15 protein-coding genes are annotated in these 17,643 nt (G+C 66.2%); 8 read left to right on the top strand and 7 right to left on the bottom strand.

Going from position 1 to position 17,643, the window contains the following annotated elements; genetic code table 11:
* The first annotated feature begins 162 nt into the window (after positions 1-162).
* The 5 genes from WMN78_RS00560 to WMN78_RS00540 all read left to right on the top strand — a co-directional run bounded on the left by WMN78_RS00560 (position 163) and on the right by WMN78_RS00540 (position 6,525).
* Positions 163-1,752, top strand: coding sequence for a pyridoxal phosphate-dependent decarboxylase family protein (locus WMN78_RS00560; RefSeq protein WP_425341092.1), 1,590 nt, complete (start codon positions 163-165; stop codon positions 1,750-1,752).
* Positions 1,749-3,131, top strand: a complete 1,383-nt coding sequence (locus WMN78_RS00555) for a lysine N(6)-hydroxylase/L-ornithine N(5)-oxygenase family protein (protein ID WP_340531417.1) — start codon at positions 1,749-1,751, stop codon at positions 3,129-3,131. Before WMN78_RS00560 ends, WMN78_RS00555 begins: the two co-directional genes overlap by 4 nt.
* Positions 3,128-3,721 carry a GNAT family N-acetyltransferase gene (locus tag WMN78_RS00550; protein ID WP_340531416.1) on the top strand — a complete coding sequence of 198 codons (594 nt, stop codon included), beginning with the start codon at positions 3,128-3,130 and terminating at the stop codon, positions 3,719-3,721. Before WMN78_RS00555 ends, WMN78_RS00550 begins: the two co-directional genes overlap by 4 nt.
* Positions 3,718-5,601, top strand: a complete 1,884-nt coding sequence (locus WMN78_RS00545; RefSeq protein WP_340531414.1) for an IucA/IucC family siderophore biosynthesis protein — start codon at positions 3,718-3,720, stop codon at positions 5,599-5,601. Before WMN78_RS00550 ends, WMN78_RS00545 begins: the two co-directional genes overlap by 4 nt.
* Before the next feature lie 117 nt (positions 5,602-5,718).
* A complete protein-coding gene (locus tag WMN78_RS00540; protein ID WP_340531413.1) occupies positions 5,719-6,525 on the top strand; it encodes an SDR family oxidoreductase in 807 nt (268 codons plus the stop codon).
* On the opposite strand, the gene WMN78_RS00535 is transcribed toward WMN78_RS00540, so the two are convergent.
* Both WMN78_RS00535 and WMN78_RS00530 read right to left on the bottom strand, forming a co-directional pair.
* Positions 6,461-7,543 carry an FUSC family protein gene (locus WMN78_RS00535; RefSeq protein WP_340531412.1) on the bottom strand — a complete coding sequence of 361 codons (1,083 nt, stop codon included), beginning with the start codon at positions 7,541-7,543 and terminating at the stop codon, positions 6,461-6,463. The two genes, WMN78_RS00540 and WMN78_RS00535, sit on opposite strands and share 65 nt — an antisense overlap.
* Positions 7,544-7,703: 160 nt before the next feature.
* Positions 7,704-9,308, bottom strand: coding sequence for an MFS transporter (locus WMN78_RS00530; RefSeq protein WP_340531411.1), 1,605 nt, complete (start codon positions 9,306-9,308; stop codon positions 7,704-7,706).
* A 444-nt stretch (positions 9,309-9,752) separates the two neighbouring features.
* Here WMN78_RS00530 and WMN78_RS00525 point away from each other — a divergent pair, with 444 nt between their 5' ends.
* Positions 9,753-9,977 carry a hypothetical protein gene (locus tag WMN78_RS00525; protein ID WP_340531410.1) on the top strand — a complete coding sequence of 75 codons (225 nt, stop codon included), beginning with the start codon at positions 9,753-9,755 and terminating at the stop codon, positions 9,975-9,977.
* Between the two features lie 73 nt (positions 9,978-10,050).
* Positions 10,051-10,305 (top strand): hypothetical protein, encoded by a 255-nt coding sequence (locus tag WMN78_RS00520; protein ID WP_340531409.1) that lies wholly within the window; start codon positions 10,051-10,053, stop codon positions 10,303-10,305.
* A gap of 55 nt (positions 10,306-10,360) precedes the next feature.
* On the opposite strand, the gene WMN78_RS00515 is transcribed toward WMN78_RS00520, so the two are convergent.
* Complete coding sequence (locus WMN78_RS00515) at positions 10,361-12,919, bottom strand: ATP-dependent DNA ligase (protein WP_340531408.1); 2,559 nt, start codon at positions 12,917-12,919, stop codon at positions 10,361-10,363.
* Between the two features lie 40 nt (positions 12,920-12,959).
* Between WMN78_RS00515 and WMN78_RS00510 the strand changes: the two genes are divergently transcribed.
* Positions 12,960-14,018, top strand: a complete 1,059-nt coding sequence (locus WMN78_RS00510) for a Ku protein (RefSeq protein ID WP_340531407.1) — start codon at positions 12,960-12,962, stop codon at positions 14,016-14,018.
* A gap of 24 nt (positions 14,019-14,042) precedes the next feature.
* On the opposite strand, the gene WMN78_RS00505 is transcribed toward WMN78_RS00510, so the two are convergent.
* The 4 genes from WMN78_RS00505 to WMN78_RS00490 form a co-directional block, all read right to left on the bottom strand.
* On the bottom strand, positions 14,043-14,309 hold the full coding sequence (locus WMN78_RS00505; RefSeq protein ID WP_340531406.1) for a DUF7218 family protein: 267 nt from the start codon (positions 14,307-14,309) through the stop codon (positions 14,043-14,045).
* The gene (locus WMN78_RS00500; RefSeq protein WP_340531405.1) at positions 14,302-14,937 is read right to left on the bottom strand and encodes an SRPBCC family protein; all 636 of its coding nucleotides are present in this window, start codon (positions 14,935-14,937) and stop codon (positions 14,302-14,304) included. The genes WMN78_RS00505 and WMN78_RS00500 overlap by 8 nt, the downstream gene beginning before the upstream one ends.
* 292 nt (positions 14,938-15,229) lie before the next feature.
* Complete coding sequence (locus WMN78_RS00495; RefSeq protein ID WP_028270626.1) at positions 15,230-15,508, bottom strand: HPr family phosphocarrier protein; 279 nt, start codon at positions 15,506-15,508, stop codon at positions 15,230-15,232.
* Between the two features lie 56 nt (positions 15,509-15,564).
* Positions 15,565-17,643, bottom strand: a complete 2,079-nt coding sequence (locus tag WMN78_RS00490; protein ID WP_340531403.1) for a fructose-specific PTS transporter subunit EIIC — start codon at positions 17,641-17,643, stop codon at positions 15,565-15,567.

Raw genomic sequence — 17,643 nt, 5'->3', positions numbered from 1 at the left:
GCGGCTCCGGCCACAGTCAATGACGTTCCATTGAGCCCCGACAACCCCGCCATTCCGCCAATTTAATAATTAGCTCATAAAAGTTTGACTAAAAGGTTCACCTAAGTAAGGCTTGCCTTGCTACCTTAGCGCGCCTCCAAACGCCTACCAAAGGAAAACCTTGTGACGCTGTTGCCCCGTGTGGACGAGAAACCCCTGGATCTGCCCGCCCCGACTGCCGGGAACGATTTCGGCTCCCGGGTAGAGCTCGCCCTCGCCGCCACCAACCACCTTTTCAACTCCCGCAATGCGCCCCGCTACGTGGCGCAGGTGCTCCAGGGCGTCAATGCCGTGGCCACCAAACTGGAGCGGACCTCCCGGCCGTTTACCGGCGTCGGGCCGCAGGAACTCAGGGCGCGCGTCGCCGCCGTCGACCTTGACCGTCCGCTCCCGGATACCGCCGCCGCGCTGGCGGAACTGGAAGAGGTGTACCTGCGGGACGCCGTGTACTTCCACGACGCGAAGTACGCAGCCCACCTGAACTGCCCCGTCGTGATCCCGGCGCTGGTGGGGGAGAGCATCCTCTCCGCCGTGAATTCCTCCATGGACACGTGGGACCAGAGCGCGGGCGCCACCATGATCGAACGCCGGCTGATCGACTGGACCGCGGCGCGGCTGTCCCTGGGTGATGCGGCGGACGGCGTGTTCACGTCCGGCGGGAGCCAGTCCAATTTCCAGGCCCTGCTCATCGCCCGCAACCATGCCGTGGCCGGACTGCGGAAGGTTCCTGGCTACGAAACCCTCCGGCTGCCAGGGCTGCTGGACAAGCTGCGCGTCTTCACCTCGGAGGACAGCCACTTCAGCATCCGCAAGTCCGCCTCCATGCTGGGACTGGGGTACGACGCCGTCGTGCCGGTGGCGTACGGGGCGGACCACCGCATGGATCCAGCCGTGCTTGCCGGCGCGCTCGCGCAGGCAGCCGACGCCGGCCTGGTCCCGATGGCCGTGGTGGGAACCGCCGGGACAACCGACTTTGGTGCGGTGGACCCGCTCCCCGAGTTGGCCGCCCTCGCCAGGGCCTACGGCGCATGGTTCCACGTGGACGCCGCGTACGGCGGCGGCCTGATGCTCTCCGGCCGCTACGGTCACCGGCTGACCGGAATCGGCCTGGCTGACTCGGTCACCGTGGATTTCCACAAGACCTTCTTCCAGCCCGTCAGCTCCAGCGCCCTGCTGGTGCGGGACCGGGCCTTGCTGCGGCACGTGACCTACTACGCGGATTACCTCAACCCGGAAAGCGCGGCCCTGGCGGACATCCCCAACCAGGTGGACAAAAGCATCCAGACCACGCGCCGCTTCGACGCCCTGAAGCTCTGGCTCACGCTCCGGATTATGGGAGCCGACGCGGTGGGTGCCCTGCTGGACGAGGCGATCGACCTCGCAGCCCGGACCGGCCGGGCCCTGGCCGAAGACCCCGACTTCGAACTGGCCGCCGCGCCGCAGCTGAGCACGCTCGTGTTCCGCTACCGCCCGGTCCTGGCTGACGGCACCCGCCTGGCTGAAGACGCCGCGGATACCCTCAATCCGGCGATCCGCGCCGCGGTGTTTGCCTCAGGCAAGGCGGTGGTTGCCGGAACCACGGTGGCCGGAAGGCACTACCTGAAGTTCACGCTGCTCAACGCCGAGGCCACCCCGGAGGACATCAACACGATCATCAGCCTGCTCCGCAGTACCGGCGAAGCGCTGCTTGCCGGGCGGGAGGCGGCGGCGTGAGCGGCGCACACATCTTCGACGTCGCAGGTATCGGCGTCGGGCCCTTCAACCTGGGCCTCGCGGCGCTGAGCGAGTCCGTCGCCGGGCTGGACGCCGTCTTCCTGGAGCGCAGCGACTCGTTCGACTGGCACCCCGGGATGATGCTGGAACCGGCCCACCTGCAGGTCCCCTTCATGGCAGACCTCGTAACGCTCGCGGACCCCACATCGCCTTATTCGTTCCTGAACTTCCTCAAGCAGACGGGCCGGCTGTACCGCTTCTACATCCGGGAAAACTTCTACCCGCTGCGCGCCGAGTACAACCAGTACTGCCAGTGGGTGGCCGGCCAGCTCGATTCGGTACGGTTCGGCGCAGACGTCCGGGAGGTCACGTACGACGACGGCGTGTACACGCTTTCCGTGGCCGGCCCCGCGGGGCCGGAGGTGCTGCGCGCGCGGCGGCTGGCGCTGGGCACCGGAACGTCGCCGTATGTGCCGGCGGCCTGTGAAGGAATAGTCGAAGCGGCAGCCAACGGCGGCGGAGTGGTCCTCCACAACGCCGAGTACCTGTCGAGGAAGAGTGAGCTGCAGCGGCAGCCGAGCATCACCATCGTGGGCAGCGGCCAGAGCGCGGCGGAAATCTACTACGAGCTGCTGCAGGAGATCGACGTCCACGGGTACCAGCTCAACTGGGTCACCCGGTCCGGCCGGTTCTTCCCGTTGGAGTACACCAAACTCACCCTGGAAATGACGTCGCCTGAGTACGTGGACTACTTCCATGGACTGCCGCAGGAACAGCGCGACGGCCTCATCAAGGGCCAGAAAAACCTGTACAAGGGCATCAACTCCGAGCTCATCGACGCCATCTACGACCTCCTCTACACCAAGAGCCTCTCCGGAATCGTGGATACCCGGCTGCTGACGCACTCGGCTCTCACCGGGGCAACGTGGGACCCCGAGTCCGGCGTCCACACCCTGCAGCTGCGGCACGGGGAACAGGGCGCGGACTACTCGCTGGACACCGCAGCCGTGGTGCTTGCCACCGGCTACGGCTACCGCGAGCCGGAGTTCCTGGCCGGGGTACAGGGCCGCATTGCCCGGGACAGCGCCGGCAGGTTCGCCGTCGAGCGCAACTACAGCACCGGCGTCGAGCCCGGCGAAATCTTCGTCCAGAACGCCGAACTCCACACCCACGGCTTCGTCACCCCGGACCTGGGAATGGCGGCCTACCGCAACTCCTGCATCCTGCGCGAGATCTGCGGCCGCGAGGTTTATCCCGTGGAACGAAGCATCGCCTTCCAGCAGTTCGGGGCGCCAGCGTCGGGGATGGCGGAGTCGGCCTTGGGTGAGTCGGGGATGCCTGAGCCGGCGATGCCTGAGCCGGCGGGGGTGCAGGCATGAGCTTCACCTTCAGCTGCTTCGATCCCGAGGCTGACGCAGAGCTCCTCCACGGCTGGGTGACCCTCCCGTACGCCTCCTTCTGGGGGATGCAGTCCGCCACCATGGCGGACGTTGTGGAGGAATATGCGAAGATCCAGGCCAGCGGGCATCACCACGCGCTGCTGGGGCTCGACGACGGCGTCCCCGCCTTCCTGATGGAGGAGTACCTTCCCGCATTCTCGCCGCTGGCAGGGTTGTACGCCGTGCAGCCGGGGGACATCGGGATGCACCTCCTGGTGGCCCCGCCGGCCGGACCGCCGCGCGCCGGCTATACCGCCGCCGTGATGGAAACTGTCCTGGACCGGCTTTTCGCCAAGGACCGGGTGGAACGCGTGGTGGTCGAACCGGACGCCCGGAACCACAAAATCCACGTCCTCAACGAGCGGCTGGGCTTCCAGCCCGCCGGAGAAGTGACCCTCCCGGACAAGCAGGCCCTCCTCAGCTTCTGCACGCGGGAGGCCTTCCACACGGCCCGCGCGGCCCTCCATTCACCCCCGGGGCGCCCGTCCCCGATCCACCCATCCCCGATCCGCCAGGGAGCACCACTATGACCACCGCTGACCTCGAATCCGTCCTGACCGCAGGAAACGCCGCCACCCACCTCACTCCGGAGCGCTGGGCCGCGGCCAACCGGCATCTGGTCCGCAAAGCGCTCGCCGAGTTCTCCCACGAGCGCATCCTCAGCCCGGAGCGGACCAGCGCCGGGGACAGCACCTGGCCTGGTGCAGGGGACCGTGCCCTGTCCGCACCACAGCTCCACGCCTACCGGGTGCTGAGTGACGACGCGTCGGTGGAATACCGGTTTTCCGCCAGGATCCTGCCCCTTGAGCATTGGTCCGTGGACGCCGCCTCTATAACGTGCAGCCGCGACGGGCAAGACGCACCCCTGGATGCGCTCCGGTTCATCACCGAATTCCGCGACGCCCTGGGGATCCGCCGGGAGATGCTCCCGGTCTACCTTGAGGAGATCAGCAGCACTCTTTCCAGCCACGCGTACAAGCAGTGGGCCGGCCAGCCGTCGTCCGCGGAACTGGCGGCAGGCGTCACCCGGGGAGAGGACGCCGCCACGGACTTCCAGGCCATTGAACGCAGCATGACCGAGGGCCACCCCTGCTTCGTGGCCAACAACGGCCGGCTGGGCTTCAGCATCAGCGACTACCGCGCCTTTGCCCCGGAATCCGGCGCCCCCGTGCAGCTGGAATGGATTGCGGTGCACCGGAGCAAAGCGGTGTTCACCTCCAGTTCGGGGCTGGACTACGCCGCCCACCTTGAGGCCGAACTGGGGGCCGGCGCCCTGGCCTTTTTCGACGCCGAGCTCGGCGCCCTTGGCCTGGATCCCGCTGCGTATTTCCTCATGCCGGTGCACCCGTGGCAGTGGGAAAACAAACTGACCGTCACCTTCGCGGCCGAGATCGCCCGGCAGCACATCGTCCACCTCGGGATAGGCGCGGACAGCTACCAGGCCCAGCAGTCCATCCGGACGTTCTTCAACACCACCGCGCCGGAAAAAACGTACGTGAAAACCGCCATGTCCGTCCTGAACATGGGCTTCATGCGGGGGCTGTCGCCGGAGTACATGAGGGCCACGCCTGCCATCAATGACTGGCTCCAGGAACTGATCGGCAGCGATGACGCCCTCCAGGAGCGAGGGCTGGCCATGATCCGCGAGGTGGCCGCCATCGGATATCACAACGAATACTACGAGGCAGCCGCGGCCAAGGAGTCGCCCTACCGGAAGATGCTGTCCGCGCTATGGCGGGAAAGCCCGCTGCCGCTGCTCCAGGATGGTCAGCAGCTGGCCACCATGGCCTCGCTCCTGCACGTCGATGCGGCGGGCAAACCCATGGTGTCCGCACTGATCGAACAGTCCGGGCTGGAACCCGGCGAATGGCTGCGGGGGTACTTCGAGGCTTACCTCGTTCCGCTGGTGCACTGCCTGTACCGCTACGAGCTGGCGTTCATGCCGCATGGCGAGAATGTGATCCTGGTGCTCCACAACGGTGTGCCGGTGCGGGCCGTCATGAAGGACATCGCCGAGGAAATCGTGGTGATGGGGGACAGGCTTGACCTGCCGGAAGCCGTATCCCGGATCAAGGTGGATATCCCGGACGGCGAGAAGGTCCTGGCCATCTTCACCGACGTGTTCGACTGCATCTTCCGGTTCCTCGGCGCCCTCCTTGAGGAAGACGGCGTGCTCCGGGGCGAGGAATTCTGGCGCATCGCGGCGGGAGCCATCCGCGATTACCAGGCGGAACACCCGGAACTCGCGGACCAGTTTGCCCGCCACGACCTGTTTGCCGCGGACTTTCAGTTCTCCTGCCTCAACAGGCTGCAGCTGCGCAACAACCAGCAGATGCTGGACCTCACTGACCCGTCCGGAGGCCTCCAGATGGCCGGCCGGCTGGCGAATCCGCTGGTGCAGTTCGCCTAGGCGGGTTCCGCCGAGATGGCATGTCACGGCAGTCGTGGTCGCGGAAACTGCCGTGATGTGCCATCTCGGCGCAGGCCAGGGGAGGCGCCCGGGGCGAGGGGCCATTAGGCTTCTGCCATGAGCGCACAAGTTCCCGGAACCACTGCCCTGATCACCGGCGCCACGGCGGGCCTCGGCGCCGAGTTTGCCCGCCAGCTCGCAGAACAGGGCCACCACGTAGTGCTGGTCGCCCGCGATACGGAGCGCCTGCGGGCCGCCGCCCACGAACTGGAGAACAACTACAGCATCACCGCGGAAGTGCTCGGCGCGGACCTGACGGACGACGCCGGAGTGGCCGCCGTCGTCGAACGCCTCTCCGACGCGTCCCGGCCGGTGGAAATCCTGGTCAACAATGCGGGGATCGGGCTGCTGAAGCCCTTCGACCAGAACAGCCTGGACGAGGAACGCAGGCACCTCCGGCTGCATGTCCAGACGCCCCTGGAACTGTGCCACGCCGCACTGCAGGGCATGCTGGCGCGCGGCTCGGGCCGGATCATCAATGTGGCCAGCGTTGCGGCGTTTGCCAACCGGGGGACCTACTCGGCGGCGAAGGCCTGGCAGGTAACGTTCAGCCGTTGGGCCAATCTGGCGTACGCCGGCCACGGGGTGAAGGTAACGGCGGTGTGCCCGGGTTTCACCCACACCGAATTCCACGACCGCATGGGCATGGATAAAACCGTGGCCCCGCGCTGGCTGTGGCTGCACGCCGATCGCGTGGTCCGGGAAGGGCTGGCGGACAACGAACGCGGCCGCGCTGTGTCCATCCCGACGAAGCGGTACAAGCTGGTTGCGGCGGTCTCGCGGTTGCTGCCTGCCCGGTTCACCGCCGGCCCGCCGAAAAAGCCTGCGAACCAGGATTCCCCCGGCGCCGGATCAGCACGATAACCAAAATCCCGATCACAGCGCCCACCACGGTTTCCACCGCGCGTTCCGTGATGAGGATATAGGGGTCCGCGGGGGCGGCCAGCTGCGTCATGAGCAGGATCACCGGGGTGAAGGACACCATGGCCAGGCCATAGTGGCGGGTCATGAAAAGTTCAGTGGTGAACTGGAAGACGATGACCAGCAACGCCAGTACGGCGGCTTCCGCTCCGGGGAACAACCGCAACGGGGCCCATGGGCCCGGAAGAAGCACGACGGCGACCAGCACCAGGCCGAGGAAGGTCCCCATCATGCGGTGGAGGCCGCGGTGCACGCTGCTGGGCAGGTCGGCTCCGGCGAGGGGGACGGCGGCAGCGGCCATGGCCCAGTGCGGGTGGCCGCTGCCGCTCAGGACGCCAACCGTGCCGGCGGAACCTACGGCCAGGACGTATCGGGCCGCGTGGATCATTGCAGCCTGCCTCCGAGGTCCGCTCAGCGGTGCGGCCGTCCGGGCTGCTCCGGGCCGCCACGTCCGGCCGCGGACCCAGCCGCCAAAGCCGATCATTATCGAAAAGGCCGCGGACGCGGCGGCGATGAGAAGCGCCGCGAACCAGGGCACCGTTGTGGGGACGGAAGCGCAGGCGCCCAGTGCAAGGATGCCGAAGAACGGGCCGTTGGGCTTCAGGTTCACCCTGTCGGAGAACACCGAGCCCACACCGGCCAGGAGGGCCTCCACCCCCACCAGCCACCACGAGTGCAAGTGGTTGACGGAAAGGAAGACGCCCACGGACACGCCACTGAGGAGGACCAGAGCCGCCTGGGCCTGGTGGGCGAGACGCAGCTGGTGGGGCTCCGAGCGTCCGTACATTCCGGTGAGGGCGCCGAAGACGGCGTAGATCATCAGGTCCGGGCGCCCGAGGAAGAGGAGGGCGAGCGACGGCACAGCCACGCTCACGGCAACGCGAAGCGCCGACAGGTGATCGTTGTTGGCGGGGCCAAGGCTGTGCAGGGCGCGGAGATGCCGGACGAGGGCCTCGTTCACAGGTCCCTCCGATCATCCGTGCTGTCGTTCTTCCGTGCGGTCGTCTGTGTGTTCTTCCGCCAAAAAGTCTGCCAGACGCGCGGGAGGCCTGCTTTGCACGCTGTCATAAACCAACATCATGCAAAGCAGGCCGCATCGGGCGGGGCGCTGGACTACAAGGTCAGGCCCTCGCAGGAACCTTTTCGGTTTCCCGCAGCTCATCCTCAAACGGCATTTCGTCGAGGTTGATCAGCGGGTTCTCATCCTGGGTGGCCACGAGCTCATGGGCCTCAGCCTGGGTGTCCACGCTGGGCATGGAACCCGGCAGTGGACGGTTGGCCGATTCCTTCAGGAAGTAGATGGCCACTGCACCGATGGCCGAGGTGGCCATCAGGTAGTACGCCGGCATCATGTCGTTGCCGGTGGCCGTGATCAGCGCCGCCACGATGAACGGCGTGGTACCGCCGAAAATCGCCACGGAGAAGTTGTACGCGATGCCCATGGCGCTGTATCGGCTGGCCGTGGGGAACTGGGCAGGCAGGGCCGAAGCCAGGTTCGCCACGTAGAACGTGACCGGGAAAGCGATCAGTGCAAGGCCGGCCAGGGTCGACCAGATTTCGCCGACGCCGATCAGCAGGAAGGCCGGCGCTGCCAGCACGATGGTGCTGACGGCACCGATCCACAGGACAGGGCGGCGTCCGATGCGGTCGGAAAGCTTACCGGTCAGCGGAATGCACAGGCTCATGACGACCAGTACGGGGATGGTCAGCAGTGTGCCGTGGACCGGATCGTAGCCCTTGGACTCCGTGAGGTAGGTCGGCATGTAGGACGTGAGCGCGTACCCGGCGGTGTTGGCCGCGGCCACAAGGATCATGGCAACAATGATCGGGCGCCAGTTGGCCTTCACAACACCCACGGGGCCCTTGGCGGCAACATCCGAGGACTTGGCTGCTTCCTTGCCGAGCTCTTCCTGTGCGTCCAGGGTTGCCTGGAACTGCGGGGATTCCTCAATCTTGCTGCGGAAGTACACCGCGATGAGGCCCAGCGGGCCGGCGAGCAGGAACGGAATACGCCAGCCCCACTCCTCCATGGCAGCCTGGCCCATGGTCAGCTGGAGGGCTGACACGAGGGCGGCACCCATGGCAAAGCCGAGGTAGCTTCCCAGGTCAAGGAAGCTGGCGAAGAAGCCGCGGCGCTTGTCCGGGGCGTACTCGCTCACGAAGGTGGTGGCTCCGGCGTACTCGCCGCCGGTGGAGAAGCCCTGCACGATCTTCAGCAGCACCAGCAGGGCGGCCGCCCACAGTCCGATCTGCGCGTAGCCCGGGAGGAGGCCGATGGCGAACGTACTTGCAGCCATCAGCATCAGGGTTGCTGCCAGGACCTTCTGCCGGCCCACCTTGTCACCGAACCAGCCGAAGATCACGCCGCCGAGCGGGCGGGCGATGAAGGTGGCGGCAAACGTGCCCAGCAGGAACAGCGTCTGCGTGGACGGGTCGGATTCCGGCAGGAATACCGGACCCATGGTGGTAATCAGGTAGCCGAACACGCCGACGTCGTACCACTCCATGGTGTTACCCACGATGGTTCCGCCGAGTGCTTTCTTGAGCATCGGCTTGTTGACGACGTTGACGTCGGAGACTTTGAGTCTGCGGCGAGGCAACAGCCTCGGCTTCCTGGCGCTGTTAGGCGCCGCACCTTCGGGGATAATTCCTGGCACTATATTGTCGGTTCCGCGGGCGTTGTCCACGCCTGCTGAAGAGTCGGTCATGCTTCGGTCTGTGGGCATTTGGGCTTCTCCTGTGGAGGTCATTTGCTTGCGACTTGTAGCTGCCCCGCTCCGGGCAGGCTTTCAATTTTACGCGATTCCCATGGTGTTTCCGAGTTCGGTGGCGTATGATCCGGGTTTTCGACACCTACCAGGGCCTGAAGTGAAAATTCTTTTGCGCTGTTTCACCGCGCCAGCACTGGAAATCCGGCGCCTTGGCGCATCGTTACCAAACCTTTTTCTCCGACCGGCCCAAAATGTGCCCCAAAGCGCCGAAAAGTGCCTTTCAGCCCCCGCCGGCCTGGCGGTCGTGAAGGCGGTGCCGGGGGTTCCAACCGGCCGGATCACTGCCTAAGGTTGACCCATGGGAACACTGATCCCCGGATAGGCCGTTTCAGCGTGTGCGCCCGCTCCGCATGTTCCGATTCCGCACCACAACATCCCGCACCATAAAGGAGTGCTTCCATGACCGAGAAGGACAACGCCCAGAGTGCTGAACCGCAACCAGCCCCGGACGCAGAAACGCCGAAAGCCGGCCAAGGCATCAAGTCGCGGCTGACGGATGCCCAGCGGGAAGTGCTGGCCAGCAAGTCCCGCGGCGGCACCGGGTCGCAGAGCGTTTCACACGGCCACAAACCCACCCATGCAAGCGGCAAGCAGGGCCCTGCCGAGAAGAAAGTCCGTTGGTAGGCCCTGCAGACAAGCCCTGACTGCAGACCTACTATTGGTGGACACTTCATTTCAACGCGGAAGGAAGAGCGTCATGACTGAGAAAAATCCCGGCGGACACCTTGAGCCGGAACTCGCCAGTCACCTGGCGGAGTCCATGGACGAGGCGCCGGCCCCGGAGACGGAGCCCGCCGCGCCCCCGGCGGCTGATAACGGCCCCAAATGGCCCGACGGAAGCGGAAAACGCAAGCACCCGAAGGAACGCGGTACGCTGCACGGCCGCGAGCATGAGACAGCAGTGGGAGCCATCCACCGGACCAGCCGGCCGCAACTTCCGCACCACGACTAGGGGTCCCCGGGACCGGGCAGGCTCGGACAGGCTCCGGCACGCGGGCGCGCTGGCGTCAGCCGGACTCCGCCACGACGTCGTCGGCGTTTTTGTCCAGGCGCCAGCCGCGCCATACCGGGTGCCGGAGCTTTCCGCCGCCGGTCCATTCCCCGAACGTCACCTCGCCCACCAGTCCAGGGGTTACCCAGTGCGCGTCGGAGGAATCGGCGGCAGGTACGTCCGTGAACGGGGAGGTTTTCCTCGCCAGGGTGTTCAACTGCAGCCGCAGCTCCTTCAGTTCCCGGTCGCTGAAGCCGCTGCCCACGCGTCCCACATACCGCAGCGTGGCGCCGTCGGGGATGCCCACCAGCAGCGACCCCACGGAGTTTTGCCTGGACCCCTTGCCGGGGCGCCAGCCGCCCACCACCACTTCCTGGGTGCGCTCGAATTTCAGCTTCAGCCATGACTTGCTGCGCTCGCCGCTGACGTAGCGGCCGTCAACGCGTTTGGCCATAATGCCTTCCAGCCCCAGTTCCCTGGCGCTTTCCAGGAGGTGTTCCACCTCGTGGTCCAGGACCTCGGACAGGTGCACGGGGCGGCCGTCCGGCCACTCCAACTGCTCCAGGCGCGCCCGCCGCTTCCGGAGCGGCATCCTGCGGATGTCCTCGCCTGCGACGGACAGCAGGTCGAACACCATCAGTTGCACGGGCGTGGCGGCCTGGGCCTTGGTGACGTCGGCCGCTTTGGTCAGTTTCATCCGTGTCTGCAGCAGCCCGAAATCGGGCCGCCCGGAAGGCCCGATGGCGACGATCTCGCCGTCCGCGATGAAGCTTTGTTCCGGCCAGCAGGCGCGGTCCGTCAGTTCCGGGTAGCTTGCTGACACGTCGTTGCCGTTCCGGCTGATGAGCCGGATCCTGGCGGCGTCGGCAACGATGAGCGCACGCACGCCGTCCCACTTCAGTTCGAACTGCCAGTCCAGGCCGCGGAGGTCGGCGGCGGTCCCGGCCCCGGCCAGCATTGGCGAGAAATCATGTACTAAACCAGGCGAGTAATCCAGCGCTGAAGGCCGGACATCAGCCGCGTCGTCCTGTTTCTGTGCCCGTGACGGGGCGCGAGGTGCTGGGGGAGCCGCGTGCGGCTTACGGTCCATCAGGTGGATGAGCCACTGTGCTTGTTCGGCCCCGCGGGGTGCGTCGCTGTCCCGGCTGGTCCTGATCAGGGCGAATTTCTTCGTTCCGCCGAGGCCGCCGCCGTCAGCCCCAGTGAGGGTGGCAATGACTTCCTTGCCCGCGATCCATTTGTCGCATTCGTAGTACCCGTGATCCCAGATGCTGACGGTTCCGGCGCCGTATTGGCCTTTGGGGATGGTGCCCGCGAAATCGAGGTAGTCCATGGGGTGGTCCTCCGTCTGGACGGCAAGGTGGTTCTGGGCTCCGGCAGTGGGTACGCCCTTCGGAAGGGCCCAGGACACGAGTACGCCGTCCCGTTCCAGCCGGAAGTCGTAATGCAGCCGGCTGGCATGGTGTTCCTGGATGACAAAGCGCTCCCTGATGGTGCCCGCAGCAGGGTCCGCCCGGTGCCGGTCCGCGCTGAACGGTTCGGGCGTCCCTTCCGGATCCCGCATGGAGCGGTACTTTTCCAACCGCGGGTCTCCGCTGCCGCCGTCGGACTTTCCACGTCCTGCCCCGCTGCCGGCGGATCCGCCGCCGGAACCATCGCCGTCGGTATGGCCCTGCAGGTGGCCGCCGCCTGCGGAGACCGCTGCAAACGGATCCTTGCCGTCCTTTACCCGCCGCATGACCTCCCGGTAGTCCAGCTGCAGCAGCTTGGGGGAGGCCAGTTCGCGCCAGGTCCGCGGCGCGGCCACCGTGGGCCGGAGCCGGCCGCGCAGGGAATACGGGACAATCGTGGTCTTCGCCGCGTTGTTCTGGCTCCAGTCCACCAGAACTTTGCCCGTGCGGAGCGTCTTTTTCATGTCGCTGACGGCAAGGTCCGCGTGGTCCGCCTCCAGGGCGCGGGCCAGTTCATGGGCGAACTCGGAGATCTGGTCCGAGCTCTGCGTGCCGTCGAGTCCGGCATAAAGATGGATGCCCTTGCTGCCGCTGGTCACGGGAACGGGGTCCAGACCAACGTCCTGCAGGATGGCGCGGGCAAGCCGGGCCACTTCGACGCACTCCGCCAGGCCGGCGCCCTCGCCGGGATCCAGGTCCAGTACCAGCCGGTCCGGGTTCATGGGATTCCCGTGCGGGTCCACGCGCCACTGCGGGACGTGTATTTCCAGCGAACCCATCTGGGCCAGCCAGGTCAACGTGGCGGCGTCATTGACCAGGGGGTACTGGTTGGTGCGCTCTTTATGCCTGATGGAGGCGCGCGGAATCCAGCCCGGGGTGGATTCGTCCAGGTTCTTCTGGAAGAACATCTGGCCTGGAGCCTCGGCCGTGCCCACGCCGTTGACCCAGCGCTTGCGGGTGGCCGGCCGGTTTGCCGCAGCGGGGATCAAGACAGGGGCGACGGCGGCGTAGTACGCCAGGACGTCCGCTTTGGTGGTGCCCGTCTCCGGATACATCACCTTGTCCAGGTTGGTGACCACCAGTTCGCGGCCCTGGACCCGGACACGTTCCCTACTGCCGGCCAAAGGTCTTCACCTCCGGGCAACTGTGATGTTCACTTGATCCATGAGAGCCATCTGGAAAGGCGCTATCGCATTTGGGCTGGTCAACGTGCCGGTCAAGGTCTACAGCGCCACGGAGGACCACGACATCGGGCTCCATCAGGTCCACAACGCCGACGGCGGACGCATCCGCTACCAGCGCCGCTGCGAGGTGTGCGGCGAGATCGTTGACTATTCGGACATAGACAAGGCCTATGAGGAGGACGGCCGCACGGTGATCCTCACCCGTGACGAGCTCAAGTCCATCCCGGCGGAGAGCAGCCACGAGATCGAAGTGGTTCAGTTTGTTCCGTCCGAGCAGCTCGATCCCATGATGTTCGAGAAGAGCTACTATCTGGAACCGGATTCGAAGTCCCCGAAGGCGTACGTCCTCCTCCGCCGGGCACTCGAGGACACGGACCGTGTGGCCGTGGTCCAGTTCGCCCTCCGTGAGAAGACCCGGCTCGGCGCTTTGCGGATCAAAGACGACGTCCTGGTGCTGCAGTCGCTGCTGTGGGCGGACGAGGTCAGGGAAGCGGCTTTCCCCGCCTTGGAGACCACCGTCCGGATCTCCGCCCAGGAACGCGAAATGTCCGCCGCCCTTGTTGACTCCATGGCCGGGGATTTTGAGCCCGGCCAGTTCACCGACGACTACCAGGTGCAGCTCCGCAAACTCATCGACGCGAAGATCGAGCAGGGGGAATCCCTGGACACGGAGCAGACGTTCGGCGCCGAGGCCGCCGAAGCTGGAACCGGCGAAGTCATCGACCTGATGGAGGCCCTGAAGCGAAGCCTGGAAAAGAAGCGGGGCGGCGGCGGCGCCGCAGCGTCCGACGACGCTGAAGCTGCCGACGGCGACAAGGCGCCCGCCAAGGCGGCCAAGGCCGCGCCGGCCCGGTCCGCTGCTTCGAAGGGGACGGCTGCTTCGAAGGGGACGGGTACCAAGGCCGCGGCGTCCAAGACCCCAGCCAAAACTACAGCCAAAACGCCCGCCAAAACGGGAACAAGGGGCACGGCGAAGGAAGCCGCTTCGGACGAACCGGCAGCCAAGGAACCGGCGAAGAGCCGGCGAAAAGGGGCCTGAGTTACAGTCGCCCATTGCTGCCGGTCAGGAGTTTCTGAGAGCTGAGATGAGCTCACTTTTCTTCTTGGCGGAGTAACCCTTCAGCCCTATTTCTTTGGCTTTGGCCTTGAGCTGGGCCACTGTCCAATCTTCGTAGTCGCCCGATTTTCCGCCTTTGCGCCCCACTGCGGAGCGGCCCCTTTTGGCAGCGGCGTTGGAAATACGGGCAGCCTTCTGCTTCGAAGCGCCGTCCTCGCGCAGTTCCTCGTACAGTTCCGGATCCTTGAGGCTGGGGTTCTTCTTCTCAGGCATGGCTGACCGGATCCGATGGTTCTGCGTCGTCAATGAAAGGGTCCACGCCCGCCGGACGCTGCGGAGAGGGAACCGGCGCGTGGGGAGGGGTCTGGCCGTGGGGAGTGGCGGCGGCGTGGGGATGGGCCGGGGCGTTGGCTGCGAAGCCTGCTTCTTCCTCGGTCTCCTCCACCTCGCCGTGGTCCACGGCGGAACGCCAGGCGCCCGTTTCAATGCCCCGGGATTCGATGAACTGTTTGAACCGCTTGAGGTCGGAGCTGATCTGGTGGCTGTCCGCTCCCACCGCGGAACCGGCCTTCTCCACCAGCCCCTCGGGCTCCCATTCCAGCTCCACGGTCACCCGGGTGCGCTCTGGTCCGAGGGGTTCGAAGGTGACCTCACCGGAGTTGCGCGGCTTGTCCGTGCTCACCCAGGCAATGCGCCGGTCCGGCAGCTGTTCGGTGATCTGGGCGTTGTATTCGCGCCTGACTCCGGCGATGTCCGTCCGGAAGTGCAGGGAGGTCTCATCGATCTGTTCGACGGACTCCACACCCCTCATGAATTCCGGGAATGATTCGAACTGGGTCCATTGGTTGTACGCGGTGGACACGGGAACATCCACTTCGATGGTTTCGTGCAAAGTCGTCACTGTGTCCTCCTCTTTCACCCCGGCGGGAGCATGACCCGGAGACGGGTTGTTGAACGGCGTGTCGCTACGCTGTCCACGCTAACCGGGCCCTACGGCAAAAACAAGAACTTACTAAGGTTGCTTAGTGACGGTGTTTGACACCTTTAAAAGCAGCGGCCGGCCCGCGCGCCCCATGCCCGCCATGCGGGACTTGCCGGGGCGCAGCTGGCCGGCCGCTGACTGCCGTGCTGCTGCTTGTTCACTGCGGGGCTGCCTGGCCGCCGCGGGCGGACTGTATCAGCCCGCCGTGCCGCTATTCGGCGTCGTGATCGGTTTCCAGGATCTGGACCAGGTGGTCCAGGGCGGTGTCGGCGCCGTCGCCCTCGGCGCGGAGGACCACAACGTCGCCGTGCGAGGCGCCCAGGCTCATGAGGGACAGGATGCTGGCGGCGTCCATGGCTTCGTCGGCCGGTTCGCCCTGGCGGGCGATGGTGATCTCGTGCGGGTACTCGCCGGCTGCTTCGGCAAAGATGGCGGCGGGGCGGGCGTGGAGGCCCACGCGGCTGGCGATGGTGGCGGTGCGTTCGAACATGTGTGCTCCTTGGATATCAGGTCGAGACAGGTGGTTGGTAAGGCTACCGGACCGGGTCAGACAGTTACTGGAACCGGCTCAACGGTATCAACGGACTTGCGGACGGCCCAGCGCTTGAGGGCGATCACTGCCAGGGCGGTGACGACGGTGCCGGCAAGGATTGAGACAACGAACATCAGGAAGTTGTCGATGGCAAAGAAGACGAAGAAACCGCCGTGCGGTGCCTTCGAGCCCACCGCGGTGGCCATGGAAAGTGCGCCGGTGACGGCACCGCCCAGCATGCTGGCGGGGATGACGCGGAGCGGATCGGCTGCGGCGAACGGGATGGCGCCTTCGGAGATGAAGGATGCGCCCAGGAGCCACGCCGCCTTGCCGTTCTCGCGCTCAGCCAGGCTGAAGCGCTTCTTGTCGAGGACGGTCGAGGCGAGGGCCATGGCCAGCGGCGGCACCATGCCTGCGGCCATTACGGCTGCCATGATCTGCCACGGTGCCTGATTGTCCAGCGTTGCGGCGCCAAGGCCGGCGACGGCGAACGAGTAGGCAACCTTGTTGACCGGGCCGCCGAGGTCGAAGCACATCATCAGGCCCAGAATGACGCCCAGGGCGATGGCGCTGGCGCCGGTGAGGCCGGAGAGCCAGTTGTTCAGGCCAACGGTGATGGCGACGATCGGGGCGCCCAGGATCAGGAACATCAGGCCGGAGGCGACGAGCGATGCGACCAGCGGGATGATCACCACGGGCATCAGGCCGCGCAGCCAGCGGGCCACCTGGATCTTGCCGATGGAATGGGCGATGTAACCGGCCAGAAGGCCGCCGACGATGCCGCCGAGGAAGCCTGCACCCATGAACCCTGCCACGGCGCCGGCCACGAAGCCCGGTGCGATACCCGGGCGGTCGGCGATGCCGTACGCGATGTAACCGGCCAGTGCCGGGACCAGGAAGCCGAGGGACAGCGCACCGATCTTGAAGAGTACGGCACCGAGGTAGGCGCCGAGCGGGCCCCAGGCGTTCTCAGGGTACTCGGTGGGCAGGTTGAAGATGCTGTTGTCCACCACGATGGTGTCCGCGAACTGGGTGATGAGGTAGCCGCCCATGAGGAAGCCCAGCGCGATTAGCAGCCCGCCGCCGGCTACGAACGGGATCATGTAGCTGACGCCCGTGAGGAGCGCCTTCTTGAGTTTCTGGCCGATGTGCTCGCCCTTTTCGGTGGCTTCGGCCTCGGCCTGCTCCTCGGCGCCGAAGTGCGGGACGCGGCGGGCATTGGGGTTGTCGGCGGCGGCGAGTGCTTCCTGGACCATCTTGTCCGGCTCGTCGATGCCGCGCTTGACGGGTGCGTTGATGACCGGCTTGCCGGCGAAGCGCTCCTTGCCGCGGACGTCCACGTCCACCGCGAAGATCACGGCGTCGGCAGCGGCGATCACTGCGGGGTCCAGCGGCTTGGCGCCGGAGGAGCCCTGGGTTTCCACCTGGAGGTCCACTCCGACTTCCTTGGCGGCTGCAACCAGCGAGTCTGCGGCCATGTAGGTGTGGGCGATGCCCGTGGGGCAGGCTGTCACAGCGACGAGGCGCTTTGGGCCCCTGCCGGCGGCACCGGCAGCGGCACCGGTGGCGGCGCCTGCGGATGGTGCAGTAGCCGCGGCTGCAGTTGCTCCTGCCGCTGCGGGTGCAGCTGCGGCGGCCGGCTTGTCGGCCAGGGCGCCCTCAACCAGTTCGACGATGTCGGCCTGGGTGTTTGCTGCCCGCAGCGCCGCCGTGAAGTCCTTTTTGATCAGCGAGCGGGCCAGCTTGGACAGGAGCTTCAGGTGCTCCTGGTCCGCGCCTTCGGGGGCTGCGATGAAGAAGATCAGGTCCGCCGGGCCGTCCTTGGCGCCGAAGTCAACGGACTGCGACAGCCGGGCCATGGCCAGGGTGGGGACCGTCACCGCAGTGGAACGGCAGTGCGGAATGGCAATTCCGCCGGGGACGCCGGTGGCGGTCTTCGACTCACGGGCAAAGGCGTCCGTGAAGAGGCCTTCGGCTTCGGTGGCGCGGCCGGTGGCGGCAACCCTGCCGGCCAGATGGCGGATCACGTCCTCGGGCGAATTGCCCAGGTTCTGGTCTAGCTCGACCAGTTCAGTAGTAATGAGCTGAGTCAC

Origin of the sequence: Arthrobacter oryzae (genome assembly GCF_037911235.1) — a bacterium.
Classification (GTDB): domain Bacteria; phylum Actinomycetota; class Actinomycetes; order Actinomycetales; family Micrococcaceae; genus Arthrobacter; species Arthrobacter oryzae_E.
Note: the sequence above shows the minus strand (reverse complement) of the source record. Positions and strands in the feature narration are given on the sequence as shown.

What these genes read in the sequence shown, in the direction of transcription:
- WMN78_RS00505 (WP_340531406.1), bottom strand. Translation starts at nt 14,309, where the DNA reads ATGCCTGAGAAGAAGAACCCCAGCCTCAAGGATCCGGAACTGTACGAG.
- WMN78_RS00520 (WP_340531409.1), top strand. Translation starts at nt 10,051, where the DNA reads ATGACTGAGAAAAATCCCGGCGGACACCTTGAGCCGGAACTCGCCAGT.
- WMN78_RS00510 (WP_340531407.1), top strand. Translation starts at nt 12,960, where the DNA reads ATGAGAGCCATCTGGAAAGGCGCTATCGCATTTGGGCTGGTCAACGTG.
- WMN78_RS00540 (WP_340531413.1), top strand. Translation starts at nt 5,719, where the DNA reads ATGAGCGCACAAGTTCCCGGAACCACTGCCCTGATCACCGGCGCCACG.
- WMN78_RS00550 (WP_340531416.1), top strand. Translation starts at nt 3,128, where the DNA reads ATGAGCTTCACCTTCAGCTGCTTCGATCCCGAGGCTGACGCAGAGCTC.
- WMN78_RS00525 (WP_340531410.1), top strand. Translation starts at nt 9,753, where the DNA reads ATGACCGAGAAGGACAACGCCCAGAGTGCTGAACCGCAACCAGCCCCG.
- WMN78_RS00545 (WP_340531414.1), top strand. Translation starts at nt 3,718, where the DNA reads ATGACCACCGCTGACCTCGAATCCGTCCTGACCGCAGGAAACGCCGCC.
- WMN78_RS00495 (WP_028270626.1), bottom strand. Translation starts at nt 15,508, where the DNA reads ATGTTCGAACGCACCGCCACCATCGCCAGCCGCGTGGGCCTCCACGCC.
- WMN78_RS00530 (WP_340531411.1), bottom strand. Translation starts at nt 9,308, where the DNA reads ATGCCCACAGACCGAAGCATGACCGACTCTTCAGCAGGCGTGGACAAC.